Annotated in this window: 13 protein-coding genes and 1 other RNA gene; 12 read left to right on the top strand and 2 right to left on the bottom strand. The window is 57.9% G+C overall.

Annotated elements, in window-relative coordinates:
• Positions 1–34: 34 nt before the first annotated feature.
• The gene (locus tag B5D61_RS03590; RefSeq protein ID WP_078811932.1) at positions 35–814 is read left to right on the top strand and encodes an ABC transporter ATP-binding protein; all 780 of its coding nucleotides are present in this window, start codon (positions 35–37) and stop codon (positions 812–814) included.
• A gap of 8 nt (positions 815–822) precedes the next feature.
• Here B5D61_RS03590 and B5D61_RS03585 read toward each other — a convergent pair whose 3' ends face one another.
• On the bottom strand, positions 823–2,064 hold the full coding sequence (locus B5D61_RS03585; protein WP_078811931.1) for a 3-keto-disaccharide hydrolase: 1,242 nt from the start codon (positions 2,062–2,064) through the stop codon (positions 823–825).
• A 183-nt stretch (positions 2,065–2,247) separates the two neighbouring features.
• Here B5D61_RS03585 and B5D61_RS03580 point away from each other — a divergent pair, with 183 nt between their 5' ends.
• The 10 genes from B5D61_RS03580 (at position 2,248) to B5D61_RS03535 (ending at position 14,437) form a co-directional block, all read left to right on the top strand.
• Positions 2,248–3,714, top strand: coding sequence for a DUF1501 domain-containing protein (locus B5D61_RS03580; RefSeq protein ID WP_078811930.1), 1,467 nt, complete (start codon positions 2,248–2,250; stop codon positions 3,712–3,714).
• Between the two features lie 92 nt (positions 3,715–3,806).
• Positions 3,807–4,790 (top strand): ABC transporter substrate-binding protein, encoded by a 984-nt coding sequence (locus tag B5D61_RS03575; protein ID WP_078811929.1) that lies wholly within the window; start codon positions 3,807–3,809, stop codon positions 4,788–4,790.
• Positions 4,787–6,556, top strand: a complete 1,770-nt coding sequence (locus B5D61_RS03570) for a PAS domain-containing sensor histidine kinase (protein ID WP_078811928.1) — start codon at positions 4,787–4,789, stop codon at positions 6,554–6,556. The genes B5D61_RS03575 and B5D61_RS03570 overlap by 4 nt, the downstream gene beginning before the upstream one ends.
• On the top strand, positions 6,553–7,236 hold the full coding sequence (locus tag B5D61_RS03565; RefSeq protein ID WP_078811927.1) for a response regulator transcription factor: 684 nt from the start codon (positions 6,553–6,555) through the stop codon (positions 7,234–7,236). Before B5D61_RS03570 ends, B5D61_RS03565 begins: the two co-directional genes overlap by 4 nt.
• 53 nt (positions 7,237–7,289) lie before the next feature.
• Positions 7,290–7,729, top strand: an RNA gene (gene rnpB / locus B5D61_RS03560) — RNase P RNA component class A.
• Positions 7,730–7,907: 178 nt separating this feature from the next.
• Positions 7,908–10,262: a heavy metal translocating P-type ATPase gene (locus B5D61_RS03555; protein ID WP_078811926.1), complete on the top strand. Its 2,355-nt coding sequence runs from the start codon at positions 7,908–7,910 to the stop codon at positions 10,260–10,262.
• A gap of 84 nt (positions 10,263–10,346) precedes the next feature.
• Entirely contained in the window at positions 10,347–11,258 is a 912-nt protein-coding gene (locus tag B5D61_RS03550) for a universal stress protein (RefSeq protein WP_078811925.1), read from the top strand.
• Between the two features lie 149 nt (positions 11,259–11,407).
• The gene (locus B5D61_RS03545) at positions 11,408–12,835 is read left to right on the top strand and encodes a PAS domain-containing sensor histidine kinase (RefSeq protein WP_176159205.1); all 1,428 of its coding nucleotides are present in this window, start codon (positions 11,408–11,410) and stop codon (positions 12,833–12,835) included.
• Positions 12,832–13,479, top strand: coding sequence for a response regulator transcription factor (locus tag B5D61_RS03540; RefSeq protein ID WP_245846447.1), 648 nt, complete (start codon positions 12,832–12,834; stop codon positions 13,477–13,479). Before B5D61_RS03545 ends, B5D61_RS03540 begins: the two co-directional genes overlap by 4 nt.
• Before the next feature lie 142 nt (positions 13,480–13,621).
• Positions 13,622–14,437, top strand: a complete 816-nt coding sequence (locus B5D61_RS03535) for a helix-turn-helix domain-containing protein (RefSeq protein ID WP_078811922.1) — start codon at positions 13,622–13,624, stop codon at positions 14,435–14,437.
• A 113-nt stretch (positions 14,438–14,550) separates the two neighbouring features.
• On the opposite strand, the gene B5D61_RS03530 is transcribed toward B5D61_RS03535, so the two are convergent.
• Complete coding sequence (locus B5D61_RS03530; protein ID WP_078811921.1) at positions 14,551–14,826, bottom strand: HU family DNA-binding protein; 276 nt, start codon at positions 14,824–14,826, stop codon at positions 14,551–14,553.
• A gap of 140 nt (positions 14,827–14,966) precedes the next feature.
• Between B5D61_RS03530 and B5D61_RS03525 the strand changes: the two genes are divergently transcribed.
• Positions 14,967–15,506 (top strand): gamma carbonic anhydrase family protein, encoded by a 540-nt coding sequence (locus B5D61_RS03525; RefSeq protein ID WP_078811920.1) that lies wholly within the window; start codon positions 14,967–14,969, stop codon positions 15,504–15,506.
• Positions 15,507–15,572 lie beyond the last annotated feature (66 nt).

The following is a 15,572-nucleotide window of genomic DNA, read 5'->3' as shown; positions in this document are numbered from 1 at the left end:
GCAGTGCCGCGATTGCCGCCTTAATTGAGGCTTCATGTCATCTGTTTTACGTGTTCAAAATGTCACTTTCGTCCGCGGCGGGCGCCGCATTCTCAAAGGCATCGATTGGGAGGTGAAGTCTGGTCAACACTGGTGCGTCCTCGGGCCCAACGGCTGCGGGAAGACCTCTTTGATCAGCCTAATCACGGGTTATGAACCCGCCACCAGTGGGGATATCCAAATCGGAGAAGACCAGTTCGGTAACAGCGACTGGCGGGAGGTTCGTAAGCGTGTGGGCTTGGTAACCAACACATTAACCACTTTTATTGAGCCCGGTGAACCCGTGATCAACGTCATCGCCAGTGGACGCGAGGCGAAGCTGAATCTCTGGCAGGACCCTCCGGCGGCGTGGCAGCGTCAGGCCGCCACTCTACTGAAGGCAACGGGTAGCCAGCACCTGCGCAAGAGCCTGTGGGGCACACTTTCCCAGGGGGAAAAACAGAAGGTGCTCATCTGCCGGGCCCTCATGGCCAAGTTCAATGTCCTAATCTTGGATGAACCCTGTGCGGGGCTCGATCCCGTGGCGCGGGAGCATTTTCTCAACTGGATGGCGGAAATCTCCAGCTGGCCGGAGGCCCCCTCACTCGTGATGGTGACCCACCACGTGGAAGAAATCCTTCCCTGCCTGACCCATGTGCTGATGCTTAAAGACGGCAACATTCACGCGGAAGGTACCAAAGATGAGGTGCTGACCAGTGCGGCCTTGAGTGAGATCTATGGGGCCCCCGTCAGCTTGACGGCCAAGAATGGCCGTTATGCGCTGATGGTGTTGTGAAAGGCGATTTACTCCGCCTTAGCGGTGGGAGTAGTGGGAGGGTCGGATGCCTCCAGCTCCCGCACGTAGATATTGGAGTAACTGACTGCTTGGGTGAGATCGGCCAATCCGATCCGCCCTTGGGCTCCCATATCCACGGTGACTTCGAAGGTTTGGGGATTCTCATCCTTCGGCTCGGTGATGAGCACCTGCGCGGTTTTACCTTTTAGGGTGGCTTTGACGCGGTACCACTGGCCTGCTTTCACCTGATCGGGGCCGAGCACGATGGAGGCTTTGCCTTGACCAAACATGACGAGGGGATGGCTTAAACCCCGCACACAGAGGCCTGCGGCGGGCTTGGTCAAATCGGTGCCTTTGGGTAGATTGATATCCGCGATGATCTCACAGTCGCCGAAGGATTCCTCGGACCACAGGGCGGGGCCGGTCTGGCTGGCGGCCACTTTGATTTGCCAATCGGCGGTGGTCCACTTATCGCCACCCGCAGCCGGTTTGATCCAGTGGCGGAAGTCCAAGCCGGTGTAGAGGGCTTTCCAACCTTGATCCAGAGGCGCGGTGACCTCTGGAACAGCGTTGGTGGAGGGCAGTTCCTTGATGCGGACGTTGCGGAACTCGACTGGCGCACCTTCGGACTCCAGGGCCAGGTAGCCTTTGCGATAGTTGCAGTTATCCCCACCGCTGACGACCTTGCCATTCACGGCCAGGGTGATGCGGCCATTGTTGGCTTCGATGCGGTAGTGGTTCCACTCAGGGCTCGGTTTACTGCGTTCCTCGCTCGGGAAGCTGCGCTGGCCGTTGTGCTCGCCATGAGGGGCCATGGTGGCTCCGTGGATGGGGAAGACATCGCCATGGGTGGTGAACCACTTGGGTTTCTTTGGATCGGCCTTTTTCATGTAGCCATGATCCAGGATCTGCACCTCGATTCCCCGAAGGAAAGGCACGCCGGGGGAGCTGATCGGGGTGCCCCAGACGAAGATGCCGGAGTTCCCAGCTTCTGTCAGATGGCGCCATTCAGCCTCCAGGATGAAGTTTTCATACTGCTTCTCGGTGCGGAGAGCGCCGGTGGGGAAACCCGTGCAGGAGATCACCCCGTCTTTGATGCTCCAGGTTTCCGGCGCGCAGTTGGCATTCACCCATCCGTGGAGGTCGTTGGCATGGAACATGGGCACAAAACCCTGCTCCGCTTTGGGCTGGCAGGAGGTCAGGCCCAGCAGGGAGATCAGCGGCAGGAAAAGAAGAGCTCGGGAGAACATGAGAACGAGCCAATACGAAGGCCATCAGGGCCATCCTTCGCGAAACCACCTCAGGGCGACAAATCCGGTCGAACGGCCGGATGCCGGATATGGCCAAAGCACCACAAGCTTTCTCCAGGCCTGGAAGGGCAGTTTCTAACATTGCCAAGATAACCGTGGGAGTCTGACAACGTATTCGGGCACATGGATCCGCTCCTCGACTATCACCTCGCGCAGACTCGCCGCCAGTTTTTCGGCCAGGTCGGTTTGCGTGCGGGCAGCATTGCTTTGGCTTCCATGCTGGGTCGTGAGTTTGCTTCGGCGGCACCCGCAGCCGGAATGGTGCATCCCCCGATGCCGGGTCTCCCCCACTTCGCGCCTAAGGCCAAGCGGCTGATCTATCTCCACATGAATGGGGCTCCCTCCCAGCTGGATCTATGGGATTACAAGCCGCAGCTTCAGCCGTATTTTGACAAAGATCTGCCGGAGAGTGTGCGCAATGGACAGCGCATCACCACCATGACCAGTGGTCAGGCTCGCTTGGCGGTGGCTCCGTCCATGTTCAAATTTCAGCAGCATGGTCAGAGCGGCACTTGGGTGAGCGAGTTGCTGCCGCACACGGCTAAAATTGTCGATGAACTCGCCTTGGTTAAAACCGTGCACACCAGCGCGATCAATCATGATCCGGCCTGCACCTTCGTGATGACGGGTAGTGAGGTGCCGGGCAAAGCAAGCATCGGTTCCTGGTTGGCTTATGGTTTGGGTAGCGAGAGCAATGACCTGCCGGCGTTTGTCGTCTTCACCCCCAGCTTTCCACCGGAGAGCGCGGCTCAGGCTTTGTTCACGCGCATGTGGAGCAGCGGCTTTCTTCCGACCAAATATACTGGCGTTGCCTTGCGTGGTCAGGGAGATCCCGTGCTGTATGTGAAAAATCCTCCCGGCGTGAATTCTGGGGATCGGAGGACGATGCTCAATGCGCTGAACCGATTGAATGAAATCAATCACGAGCGCATTGGAGACCCGGAAATCCAAACGCGCATCGCTCAGTATGAAATGGCCTTTCGCATGCAGGCCAGCGTGCCGGAGCTGACGGATCTCAGTAAGGAGAGCAAGGCCACTCTGGAAATGTATGGGGAGGATGTGAATCGCCCAGGCAGCTTCACCCACAGTGCGATCCTGGCGCGTCGATTGATCGAGCGTGGTACGCGTGTCGTGCAGATTCTGCATCGCGGATGGGATCAGCATAACGGCCTGCCCAAGCACCTGCGCAATCAGGTGAAGGACACCGATCAAGCTTGCGCGGCTTTGGTGATGGATCTCAAGCAGCGTGGCTTGTTGAATGATACGTTAGTCGTGTGGGGCGGGGAATTCGGTCGCACGGTTTATTCTCAAGGAACCTTGACCCAGGACAATTACGGGCGGGATCACCACCCGCGCAATTTCTGCATGTGGATGGCCGGGGGCGGCGTAAAACCGGGCACGGTTTGGGGAGAAACCGATGATTTCAGTTACAACATCGTGAAGGATCCTGTGCATATCAATGACCTGAATGCGACCATCTTGCACCTCATGGGCATTGACCACAGTCGTTTCAGTTTCAAGTTCCAAGGGCTTGATCAACGCCTCACGGGTGTGGAGGAGCACCATCTGGTGAAAGGCATCCTAGCCTGACCTTTATAACATAATAAAGATACCCCGTATTGACCATCAGGGGGGGCTCATGGTTAGGCTGTCAGTCTTGCTGAAGATCTCAGCTTTTCTTCATGAGTCAACGAGCACCCTCCACTTTGGCCACCATCCTCATTGCCATTTCGGTGATTGTGTTGTGGGCCAGTGCTCTCATGGTCCCGACTCCGATGCAAAAGGAGCCCTTGCGGGTTGCCGTCGGCATGTGGCCAGGCACGGAGTCCTTAATTTTGGCGAGGGATGCCGGAGATCTCAAATATGGAGAGGTCAATCTGGTGGAAATGAATTGGACCTCCGCGGCGATGCGGGCCGTGGGTAACCGGGTGGTGGATGCGGCCGTTTTGTCTTTGGATGAGGTCATTCGTCAGATCCAGCAGGGATATCCCCTCAAGATCATTGCGGTATTAGACATCTCAAGAGGAGCAGATGTGTTGGTGGCGAAGCCTAGCATTGCTTCCGCCGCCGATTTAAAAGGCGGGCGTATCGGTTATGAACCCCGCACCTCAGGGGCTTGGCTACTCAGTAAAGCTTTGTCGAATGCCAATCTGAAGCTAACGGAGGTGCAGCCGGTGCCTGTCAATCCTGCCGAAGTGGAAGAGATTTTTAAAGAACTGTCGCTGGATGGCGTGGTGCTGGCCGAGCCATGGAGAGAGCGGATGGGGGAATTGAATCTTACCCGGATCTATGATTCGTCCACCCCAGGGGCCTCCATCGTGCGTGTTTTGGCGATCAATCCGGATGCTATCGAGCCGCACGAAAAGGTGTTGCGCTCGCTCCTCCAGGCGCATTTCAAATGGATACGTAAGCTTCGTGAAGCACAGGAAATTCCAGCCTTGGTTTTGCGTCGAGAAGGACTCTCTCAAGAGGTTTTTCAGGAAGTCTTGAAGCAGATCGAAAGCGTGGACCTCGACCGAAATCAGCAGTTGCTTGATTTGCGAGATCCTTGGTTAGGTCGGCTTTTCATGGGATTGCAGAGCGGTTTGATCGAAGGGGTGTCCACGGCAACCGTCGTTCAACCGGGGGAAGTCTTTGAACCAAGCATTGTGGAGGATCTCCCATGAGGCGCTTGGTTTACTCGCTCCAGTTCAAGATCTCGATCTCGCTGTTCGTGGTGGGGGTTGCCTTGATTTGTATCAATGCCTTCCGGCTCAATGGCATCTCTCGGCAGTCGCGCCTGAACATGATGAAGAATCTTGCCTTCACCGAGGGGTCGAGACTGTCGGGAATGTCGCAGCATTTGCTACGACGGAATGTCTCTCGAGCGGCGGATTTGGAGTTGAGTTACAGCTCGACGAATAAAGACTTGCGGTTAGGCCTGATATTGGATGGAAAGAATGTCGTGCGCCACGCCACCATGCAACAAATGCGCGGGCTTAATTTTACGGAGACCCCCTTGGCTGGGGTGTCGGGTTTGCTGGAGAAAGTTCGCGAATCCATGGAGGGGAAGGTTTTTGAACGCGCTGAGGGCACTCGACTCGTCGCGATTTTCCCATTTTGGGAGGGGCAATCCCAAGGGAAGGGGAGCGTCGTCTTGGAGTATGATTTGGAAGCTCCGCTCGAAGCGGCTTCTTCAGTGGCCCTTCAGGCTCTGTTGGCCCAATCACTGGCCCTCACCGGAGGCTGCTTAGCGTTATGGTTGCTGCTCCGTTATCTCGTCACGAACCGGGTGGAAACGTTGGTGAGTCAGGTTCACAGCATGTCTTTGGAAACCGAGCCCATGTCCGCGATGCACGGGCAGGATGAATTGTCCCAAGTGTCCCAGGCCGTTCGCTTGACCCATGATAGACTTCGTCACTCAGAGCAGCGCTTGCGGCAGATCGCGGCGACGATGCGTGATGTCTTCTGGCTAGCACCGCCAGATTCTAGCAGCCAAGCTTTTGTCAATGAAGCCTACGGCACGGTTTTCTCACGCCCGGCGACACGTCTGCGCAATCACCGGTGGGATTGGCTGCATGCCATCGCGCGTGAAGATCGGCATCGCTGCTTGGAGATGCTCCGTGCACTGCGGCAAGGGGGGGCGCGCCAAGAGATCGAAGTGCGTGTGACCACGCCTGAGGGGATGCGCTGGGTGCGTTGTCGCGGCTTTGCCGTGCAGGGCGGGGAAGATCACGAGTGTGCAGTAGCTGGGATCGCGATGGATGTGAGCGAACGGAAGATACTGGAGCGCAGGCTTCTGGACACGGCCGAGAATGAACGCCGCCGAATCGGCATGGACTTGCATGATGATCTCTGCCAGCGCCTTGCCGCAGCCCTGATGAAAACAGGGGTGCTCCAGTCCGCCTTGGCTCGTACAGGAGGCAGTCATGAGCCTCTAGCTGCGGAGTTATCGAATGACCTTTCTGAGGCGACCAGTATCGCCCGCGGTTTCGCTCGTGGTTTGGCGCCGGTCGGCATTGAAGCGCTCGGTATCACGGCCGCCCTATCGGATTTGGGCGACTTCATCACCCGTGGATTTAAGATCCCTTGCCGCGTGGAGTGTTCCGCTTCCGATGCGGACCTCACGGGAGAATCTGCTACGCACATCTTCCGTGTGGCACAAGAGCTGGCCACCAATGCAGCCAAGCACGCCAATGCCTCCTGGATTGAAATCAGCTTTGAGATGACGGGTCGAGAGGCCCGCTTGCTCGTCACGCATGATGGCATTCCCTACCGACCCACGGCCACCAGCGGCGAAGGCATGGGCATGCATCTGGTGCGTCAGCGTCTGGATGCTCTCGGTGCCTCACTTCATTTCCATCCTCCAGACCCGGAGGAACCCTTCAGTTCCGTGGAGTGTCTCATTCCACTTGCTGATAACCCCGAACCCCACCCCATCGAAACTGCATGACTACCCCCCAAACACAAACTCATCGCATTGCCATCGTGGACGACCACACCCTCATGCGTGAGGGCCTGAAAATGTTCGTGGAGAACCTCGAAGACTTCGACTGCGCCTGGACCGCACCGGATTCCCAAGAGGCGCTCAAGATGCTGGAAAAAGACGTGCCGGACATCCTTGTCGTGGACATCACCCTACCAGGTCGCAATGGCCTGGAACTCATCAAAGATGTGCGGGTGCTGAATCCTGACCTGCCGGTGCTGGTCGTCTCCATGCATGACGAAACCCTCTATGCCCAACGTGCTCTCAAAGCCGGGGCCAAAGGTTATGTCATGAAGGACGCGCCACATGGGGCTTTTGAAAAAGCTCTGCGTCGGATTCTGGGTGGTGGTATCGCCCTCAGTGAAAAGATGTCCGAGACCATCCTTCTGGCGTTCTCGTCGGGGGCCAATCCAGGCCCAGATGGTGCCATCCACCACCTCAGCGACCGCGAGTTTGAAGTCTTCCAGCTCATCGGTGAAGGCCGCAGCACCGGCCAGATTGCAGAGACGCTGCGCATCAGTCCCAAAACGGTGGACGTGCATAAGCTGAAGATCCGCCAGAAGCTCAAGCTCACCGAAGGCACCTCCCTGACCTCCTTCGCCATCCGCTGGGTGGAGATGCGCAAGCTCGGCAAAAAGGCGGAGTAATTCCCGCTTACAATTCCGCTTGGCGAATGCCCCGCCCGTCTCTATCATGACGGCGGGTCGGCCGGAGTGGTCGCTCGTCGGGGTCTCGCTTGCGGGATTCGCGGACGAGAGGAAAGTCCGGACACCGTAAGGCAGCATGCCGCGCGCAAGCGCTGGAGGCTCCGGGGCAACCCGGCGCAATGGAAAGTGTCACAGAAAACAAACCGCCCTCCAAAGCCTCTGGCGATGGAGGGTAAGGGTGAAACGGCGGGGTAAGAGCCCACCGCTCCAACAGCAATGAAGGAGGCATGACAAACCCCATGCGGTGCAAGACAGAACAGGAGAAATGGCCCGCCTGGCCGCAAGTCCCCGAAAGGGGGCGGATAACTCCGGGTAATAGTCGCACTCTGCGCAAGCAGGGGGTGCTGCCGCAAGGCAGCGCCAGATAAATGACCACGCTGGAGGCCGTAAGGCTGAGAGCACAAAATCCGGCTTATGAAGGCCGACCCACTTTTCATTTTCCTTGGGAGGGGGATAGGCGGCCTATTGGATCATTGGAAAACCGGAGGCCATGGCTTGCGGTTCCCGCTATCTACTCATCCATTTATCCCCTCGTTAATACGCACAATGGGAGGGCTGCGATGGCCAAGTCCGGCACAGCATTCTGGGCGGACTGACGGCAGCTTGTGCCGATGTCATCCCCAGCCTCCTGCAAGCACTGCGGTTCTCCCGTTCCCGCCAACCGGGACGACGGCTTTTGCTGCACGGGGTGTCAGTATGTCTTCGATCTGCTGCATCAGCAGGGGTTGGACCACTTTTATGATCTGAAGGGCATCCTCTCAGTGCCCCCTGTTTCCCCCCAGAGCCTGCGGGAGCGCGACTATGAGTGGCTGGCGGATCTAGCCAAGATCGCTCAGCCTCCCGGGGAGCTGCGTCTCGCTCTTCAGGGTATTTCCTGCGTGGGTTGTGTCTGGTTGATCGAGAAGGTGTTCACACGCCATAGCGGGGCTCTGCGAGTGAACGTGGATCTCGTGCATGGAGAGATGTTGCTCAGCTACGATCCGGCCCGATTTGATCCGGTCGCCTTCGCGAGAGATCTCCAAGCCTTTGGATATCTAGTCGGTCCACCTGTGGAAGGAGAGGAAAGGAAGCAGGCTTCAGGATTGGAGCGGCGCATGGGGGTATGCGGGGCCTTTGCCATGAATGCCATGGCCTTTTCTCTGCCTGCTTATTTCGGGATGCCCGCCGATTTTGCTTTTGCGTCATGGTTTGACATGATCGCTGCCGCCTCCGCCACGCTGGCCATGCTGGTGGGGGGGAGCTATTTCATTGAGAAAGCCTGGCATGGGCTGCGCATGGGCGCACTGCACATTGATACGCCGATCGCGTTGGGCATCATCGCCGCATATGTGGGGTCGATTGGTGGGTGGGTTTTCGGAGTCGAGGGGCTGAAGTATTTTGATTTCGTCGCCATCTTCATCTTCCTTATGCTCGTCGGGCGCTGGGCGCAGCAGGCGGCGGTGGAGAGGAATCGCCGCAAGCTGATGCGAGATACCTCCATCCCCGACAGCGTCACGCTGGTGGAAGGTGGAAAGACCATCTCACTCAAGGCGCTGAAACCCGGCACCGCTTTCACGATCAAACCCGCTCAATCGGTGCCCGTGGCCTGCCGTCTGACGAGTCCACATGCTTCGGTGAGCTTGGAGTGGATCAATGGTGAAAGTGAAGCTCAGGATCGGAAGGCGGGCCAGATGCTGCCCTCTGGGGCTCTGAACATCGGTTCGCGCACGCTGGAGGCGGAGGCACTGGAAAGTTGGCAGGACAGCACCCTGCGCAAGCTGCTGGAGGCGAGGCGCCCAGGCGAATTCCGAGACCTGCGTCTAGAGCGGCTTCTGCGTTGGTATTTGGCGATCGTGGTCGTCATCGGTATGGCCGGAGCAGCTCTCTGGCTTCTACGTGGGGCCGGGATGACGGCTGCGCTTCAGGTGATGATCTCCATTTTCGTCGTCTCCTGTCCCTGCGCTCTCGGTGTGGCCGTTCCGCTAGCGGAGGAGTTGGCCGCGTCACGCGCTGAGAAGATGGGGGTTTTTGTGCGTAGCCTCGGATTGTGGAAGCGATTGATGCGTGTGCGACGTGTCGTCTTTGATAAGACCGGCACGCTTACGCTGGAGAACCCTGTTTTGGAAAACCCCGAGGCCTTAGCACGCCTTGATGCCGAGAGCCTGAGTGCCTTGCGCACGTTGGTGGCGGGTAATTTGCATCCGGTCAGCCGCAGTCTCTTCGATGCGGCTGGACCCGGTGAACTGAGGCCCGATTCCGAAGTGCGCGAGGAAGTCGGCTTGGGCTTGCACTTCACCGACGAGGCAGGCCAGGAGTGGTTTCTAGGGCGTGGTTGGGAAGGGGATGCCTGTCTTAGCAAAGCTGGGGCAGTGGCGGCTGCTTTTCGGTTTCGGGATGAACTGCGAGGTGAGTCCGTGGATGAAATCCGCGCCCTTCAAGGACGAGCTCTCGGCGTGTATATCCTCAGTGGGGATCGCGAAAGCAAGGTGGCTCACATTGCCCAGCAACTGGCCCTGGGCGAGGACGCTTGGCACGCGGGCATGACCCCCGAGCAAAAAGCCGCTTGGGTGGCGGAGCATGATCGCCACGACACGCTCTACATCGGCGATGGGGCCAATGACAGTCTTGCCTTCGATGCAGCGCTTTGTGCGGGTAGCCCAGTGACCGGGCGTAGTTTCCTGGAGCAAAAGGCGGATTTCTTTTTCCTCGGACACAGCTTGCGCTTCGTCAGTGGACTGCTGGACATAGCGCGCCTGCACCGCCGGGCGACGCGGCGCGTGTTCACCTTCTCAGTGGGCTACAATCTCGTTACGGTGGCCATGGGGGTGATGGGGCATCTCTGCCCCTTGGTCGCAGCCGTGCTCATGCCTTTGAGTTCGGTCGCCACGCTCAGCCTCGTGGCCCTGACTTTCAGCCTGGAAAAACGGGCTCGTCTCGTGTCTCAAACGGAGCTTCCGGTGCCAGCCGCAGTCGGCGTTGTTGCGTGAGGGGCGCAAGGTGCGCTCAGAACAAACCAAACGCGGAGAGGCGAGAATGGGTCTCACAATTTAAGCTCTAACGAGGAGATACCTATGAAAGCGTATTCCAACATCATCGCGGCGATTGATTTCACCCCCTCCTGCAGAAACGCCCTGCGGGAGGCAGTCCGGCTTGCCGCAGCATCACAGGCGTCTCTTACGGCCGTGCATGTCATGGACGAATTTTTGGCCCATGAGCTCAAGCGCGCTCTTTCCACCGATCAAGCCAGCATCCGGGCGGATTGGCAGGAGCGTCTGCGAAAATTTGTCGAGGAAGCTGGTCTCGGCACGCCTCAAATCGAGATCGAAGTCCGCATCGGACATCCCTTTGCGGAGTTGTCAGAGGCTTGCCAAGTCCACCAAGCGGATCTGCTGGTCATGGGCGTCAAGGGTTCTCGCAATGATCCTGATCGAGTGGGGGTCATCGCGACCAAGTGCGTGCGGAAAGCTCCGGTGGATGTGCTGCTCGTGCGAGAAGATGCCTGCGGTCCCTTCAAGCATCTGGCTACCTGCGTGGATTTTTCAGATAACTCGCGCAAAGCCGTCCGCATTGCCCTGCAGCTGGCTGAACAAGATGGGGCCTCGCTGGACTGCCTGCATGTGTATCAGTCTGCCCTGGCCATGTCTCTGGATTACGGCGGCATCGTCACGCCGATGCCCATGGGCACGGATCCGCAGGCGCTGGAAGCTTGGAAACAGGATCTAGAGACTTTTCTCGAGCCTCTGAAGGCCGAGCGACCTCAGGTTCCTGTGCGCGGTATCGTGTTGGAGCGGGTGAACATCCGCGAGGCCATTCTGGAGCATGTGCAAGAGACCCATGCCGATATGGTGGTGCTGGGAACCCGTGGTAAGACGGGCCTGCGAGAATTGCTGATCGGCACCACCGCTGAAAAAATCGTGGCGAATGCCCCTTGTTCCATCCTCGCCGTGAAGCCCGAAGGCTTCAGCGACAGCCACCTTGAATAAACCTGTTGTCCCTTTTGCCTATGTCCGCGCCAGCTCCTGCTCCCTCTTTAAATCGGCAACAGACGGGCTGCGGCTGCAAAGGAGGCTGTGGTGGAAAGGGCGGTTGCCTTGACAGACATCACCATGCTGGGGATCATGACGATGACGACATGATTCCCGTAACTGACCCAGCTCTCCTTCAAAGCCTGATGGATCACTCAGGCATGCTGGTCATGGGGCTGGACACCCGCGGGCGTATTCAGTGGATGAGCCGAGGGCTGGAGGCTCTGTCGGGTTACGCCAGCGAGGATGTCAAAGGACAGGATTGGGTGAAGACTTTCGTGCCGGAAGAGCACCGCGCTGCCGCAGCCCTCCTGTGTCGAGGTAGCATCGGTGGAGATCGCAGTCATAGCCACATTAAACCTCTCTTGAAAAAGGATGGGGGCTGTCGCCATGTGGAGTGGATTCACTCTGACATCAAAGATGCCGATGGCCATGTGACGGGCATCCTCTGCATGGGAAGAGACGTTACCGAACTCCACGCCACTCGGGAAGCTCTCGTCGCCTCCGAAAAACGCAGCAGCGCTGTCCTGGAGACCGCCGTCAATGCAATCATCACGATGAGTGAGCATCGCATCATCGAGACGGTGAATAGCGCCACGGAGCGAATTTTTGGTTATACCCGAGAGGAGATGGTGGGCCAAAATATCCGCATGCTCATGCCTCAGCCCTACCGGGAGAAGCACGATAGCTATGTGCAGGGCTACCTGAATACAGGGGTGAAGAAGATCATTGGCATAGGCCGTGAAGCCGTGGGGCAGCGCAAAGACGGCACTGTTTTCCCGATTGATCTCTCCGTGGGTGAGGCTGTGTTGCCGGATGGTCGCCGCGTTTTTACCGGCATCATCCGAGATCTGAGTGACCGCAAGATTCTGGAAGAAAAGATCCTGCAAATCAGTGAGGCTGAGCAGCATCGCATCGGTCAGGACATTCATGACGATCTCTGCCAGCAACTCGCTGCCATTGGCTGCCTGGCCAAAGTGGCTCATCAACAACTTCAGCGCGGTGGCAATCCCGAGGCGGAGAATCTTCAAGAGATCGTCCGACTCGTTACTCAGGCCAATGTGCGCGCTCGCGAGATGTCTCGGGGATTGATGCCTGTGGTGCTGGATTCGGAAGGGTTGATGGCGGCTCTGGCCGATCTCGCCCAAGGCACGGAACGCATCTTTCGAGTGAGTTGTCCTTTCCGCTGCGAGCGGCCTGTGCAGGTCACGGATAACACCATGGCCACTCAGATTTTCCGCATCGCCCAGGAAGCTGTGGCCAATGCAATCAAACATAGTCATGCTGAGCGTATCGAGATCACACTTGGCCAGGATGAAGAACAGCTCACGCTGAGTGTGCGGGACAATGGGGTGGGGATTCCCGACAACATCTCGGGGAAGAGCACCGGCATGGGCTTGCTGACAATGACCCATCGAGCGCGCATGGTGGGCGGTATGCTCAGCTTTGAGCATGATCAATTCGGCGGCACCGTCGTCCGCTGCTGCGTGCCGCTCGGCGAAACTAAAAGCGCGACGGCTCGAAAAAAATCGTGAAACGCTTATTGTTAATCGACGATCATCCCATCATGCGTCATGGTTTGGCGCAGCTCATCCGTGCGGAGGAGGGATTGGAAGTGTGTGGTGAGGCGGGTAGTGCGCGAGAAGGCCTGGACGCCGTAGGCACCCTCAAGCCCGACCTCGTGGTGATCGATCTCACTTTGCCTGATAAAAACGGCCTGGAGCTGCTCAAAGACATCCATGCCATGCATCCGGGCACTCAGTGCCTCGTGCTCTCCATGCATGATGAGACGATGTATGGCGAGCGTGCCCTCAGGGCTGGCGCGCGTGGATACATCATGAAAGAAGCGGCTGCCGATCACCTCATCACCGCAGTGCGCAAGATCCTCTCCGGTGGTATCTATGTGAGCGAGAGCATGGCCAGCCGCATGTTGGAGCAAGTGACCGGTCAGCGTGTTAAGACTGTTGCCAGCCTGGACACGCTCACCGACCGTGAACTGGAAGTGCTGGAGATGATTGGCCAAGGGGTCGCCACCAAAAACATCGCTGAAAAGCTCTGCATCAGTGCTCGCACCGTGGAGGCTCATCGCGCTCATATCAAAGACAAGCTCGCCATCACCGATGGCGCTGCCTTGGTGCGTTACGCCGTGCAGTGGGTGGAGAGCCGGACCAAGGTGTAAAAAGCCAGGGAAGGCGGGTAGTAATGGATTCCACTATGCGGGTCTTGCGGTGGTTCATCATGGTTTGTGCCGTAGCTGACCCCAATAGAGGAGAAGTGCGGCGCAGATTAGCATCGGGGTGTCAAGCAAACCACTCACACCTATGCAAACCCAAACTTCTCAGGCCAACGGACGTCAGCGTTTCATCGAAACCCTCGCTGAGAGTGACCTCTTCCAACGTTACCAGCATGCCTATCACACCCTGACAGGCTTGTCCCTCACCCTGCGCGCTCAGCGGGACATGGAGTTTGTCGAGAAGGTGGAAACCCACAAGACCATCTCCGGTGTCGTGGAGACTCTGGTTCCGGTCCGTGTCGGTAAAAACCCTGTCGCCCTCCTCCAGACTGGCGGTGTGCGTCTGGAGCCTGCGAATGCGCAAACTTTCGCGCCCCTGGCCGCTTCTTTGCTCGAGGACAATCACTCGGCGGATGACGTGCGGTCCGCTCAGGTCCACTTCCATCAGGTGCCCGTGATGGAGCCTGAACGCTATGACGCTGCTGTCGCCATCCTTTGCTCCTTTGCGCTTCAACTGGGTGAAAGCGCCCATCGTCTCCTCTTCGCCCATGCCGTGCATGAGCCTGAGGCGGTGCGCAATGCTAAGATCTACATTCACGCTCATTTAGCTGAGCCCATGACGCTGGAAGCAGTGGCAGGTGCGGTGAATGTGAGCCCATTCCACTTCTGCAAAATCTTCAAGCGCGCTACAGGCCTGACCTTCACGGACTTCGTCAATCGTGCTCGTGTGGAGAAAGCTAAGCGCATGCTGATGAAACCCGCCGCTCGCATCACCGAAGTGGCTTATGATGTAGGTTTCCAGAGCTTGTCCCACTTCAATCGCAGCTTCCGCCGGATCGCCAGTGAATCTCCCACGGAGTATCGTGGCCGCATGCGTGAGGGCAATGCTCCCGTGCTCGCTTAAGGTACTGACCACAGCTTGACGCCAAGCATCGGAATCAAAGAAAAACCCCACGGCGCTGATATTGCCGCGGGGTTTTTTTATGGGTGTCAAAGACACCAGGAATCTCTGCCGAATTACAGGGAGCCCTTGAGTGCGCTGGAGGCCACGAAGCGGACGTTCTTGGACGCCTTGATCTTCATGGATTCACCGGTCTTAGGATTGCGGCCCGTGCGCGCAGCACGCTTGGCGACCTTGAAAGTGCCGAAGCCGATGAGCTGCACCGTGCCTTCTTTCTTGATGCCCTTGGCCAGCGCTTCGAGCACAGCTTCCAGAGCGTCCGAAGCGGCGCGCTTGGAAGTGTCAGGACCCAGGTTTTTCTGCACGAGTTCCAGGAGTTGAGCTTTGTTCATGTTGGTGCTGGTGTGGTTCTAGTTCGAGGTTGAGGCTATCCACGCTTGGTGATAAGCGGAATTGAGCGCGATTAAGACGCTAAGCCTCTCGCGCCGTCAAACATAAAAATCGCCTGAACCCCTGTATTTATGCGGATTCCATGAGCATTTCTCCTTTCAAACAGTTCTACATCCCTGGAACTGAACCTATCGTGCAAAATTCCACATTCATCGCGCCAGGGGCGATCGTGGTAGGGGCTGTGGAGCTCGGAACAGAGTCCAGCGTCTGGTATGGCAGCGTCCTGCGGGGAGACATCAATCGCATCATCGTTGGCGATCAAAGCAATGTGCAGGATGGCAGTGTGCTCCATGTGAGTGATGATCATGCCTGCATTCTGGGCGAACGGGTGACGGTCGGTCATCGAGCGGTGGTGCACGCCTGCACCGTCGGCGATGAGGTCTTGGTGGGCATGGGAGCCATTATTTTGGATGGAGCCGTCATTGGTGCTCGGAGCATCGTCGCTGCGGGGGCCTTGGTGACCAAGGGCATGGTCGTCCCGGAGGGTTCCCTGGTGATGGGCTCTCCTGCCAAGGTGGTGCGCTCCCTGACGGAGGAAGAAAAGGCCGCCAATGCTCGCCTCGCCCTCAAATATGTGGAGGTCTCTCGCCGCTACCGCGAGGCGGGTTTGGATCAAGGGTGAGTGGATGACGCTCGGCGACGTTTGGCGTTTTAGCTTTAACGGGGTGATAAGACCACTTGGGCGAGC

The sequence above is a fragment of the Prosthecobacter debontii genome, assembly GCF_900167535.1.
Lineage (GTDB): Bacteria > Verrucomicrobiota > Verrucomicrobiia > Verrucomicrobiales > Verrucomicrobiaceae > Prosthecobacter > Prosthecobacter debontii.
The sequence above is the reverse complement of the archived record's forward strand: the minus strand, read 5'-3'. Positions and strand labels throughout refer to the sequence as shown.

What these genes read in the sequence shown, in the direction of transcription:
- B5D61_RS03590 (WP_078811932.1), top strand. Translation starts at nt 35, where the DNA reads ATGTCATCTGTTTTACGTGTTCAAAATGTCACTTTCGTCCGCGGCGGG.
- B5D61_RS03585 (WP_078811931.1), bottom strand. Translation starts at nt 2,064, where the DNA reads ATGTTCTCCCGAGCTCTTCTTTTCCTGCCGCTGATCTCCCTGCTGGGC.
- B5D61_RS03580 (WP_078811930.1), top strand. Translation starts at nt 2,248, where the DNA reads ATGGATCCGCTCCTCGACTATCACCTCGCGCAGACTCGCCGCCAGTTT.
- B5D61_RS03575 (WP_078811929.1), top strand. Translation starts at nt 3,807, where the DNA reads ATGAGTCAACGAGCACCCTCCACTTTGGCCACCATCCTCATTGCCATT.
- B5D61_RS03570 (WP_078811928.1), top strand. Translation starts at nt 4,787, where the DNA reads ATGAGGCGCTTGGTTTACTCGCTCCAGTTCAAGATCTCGATCTCGCTG.
- B5D61_RS03565 (WP_078811927.1), top strand. Translation starts at nt 6,553, where the DNA reads ATGACTACCCCCCAAACACAAACTCATCGCATTGCCATCGTGGACGAC.
- B5D61_RS03555 (WP_078811926.1), top strand. Translation starts at nt 7,908, where the DNA reads ATGTCATCCCCAGCCTCCTGCAAGCACTGCGGTTCTCCCGTTCCCGCC.
- B5D61_RS03550 (WP_078811925.1), top strand. Translation starts at nt 10,347, where the DNA reads ATGAAAGCGTATTCCAACATCATCGCGGCGATTGATTTCACCCCCTCC.
- B5D61_RS03545 (WP_176159205.1), top strand. Translation starts at nt 11,408, where the DNA reads ATGATTCCCGTAACTGACCCAGCTCTCCTTCAAAGCCTGATGGATCAC.
- B5D61_RS03535 (WP_078811922.1), top strand. Translation starts at nt 13,622, where the DNA reads ATGCAAACCCAAACTTCTCAGGCCAACGGACGTCAGCGTTTCATCGAA.
- B5D61_RS03530 (WP_078811921.1), bottom strand. Translation starts at nt 14,826, where the DNA reads ATGAACAAAGCTCAACTCCTGGAACTCGTGCAGAAAAACCTGGGTCCT.
- B5D61_RS03525 (WP_078811920.1), top strand. Translation starts at nt 14,967, where the DNA reads ATGAGCATTTCTCCTTTCAAACAGTTCTACATCCCTGGAACTGAACCT.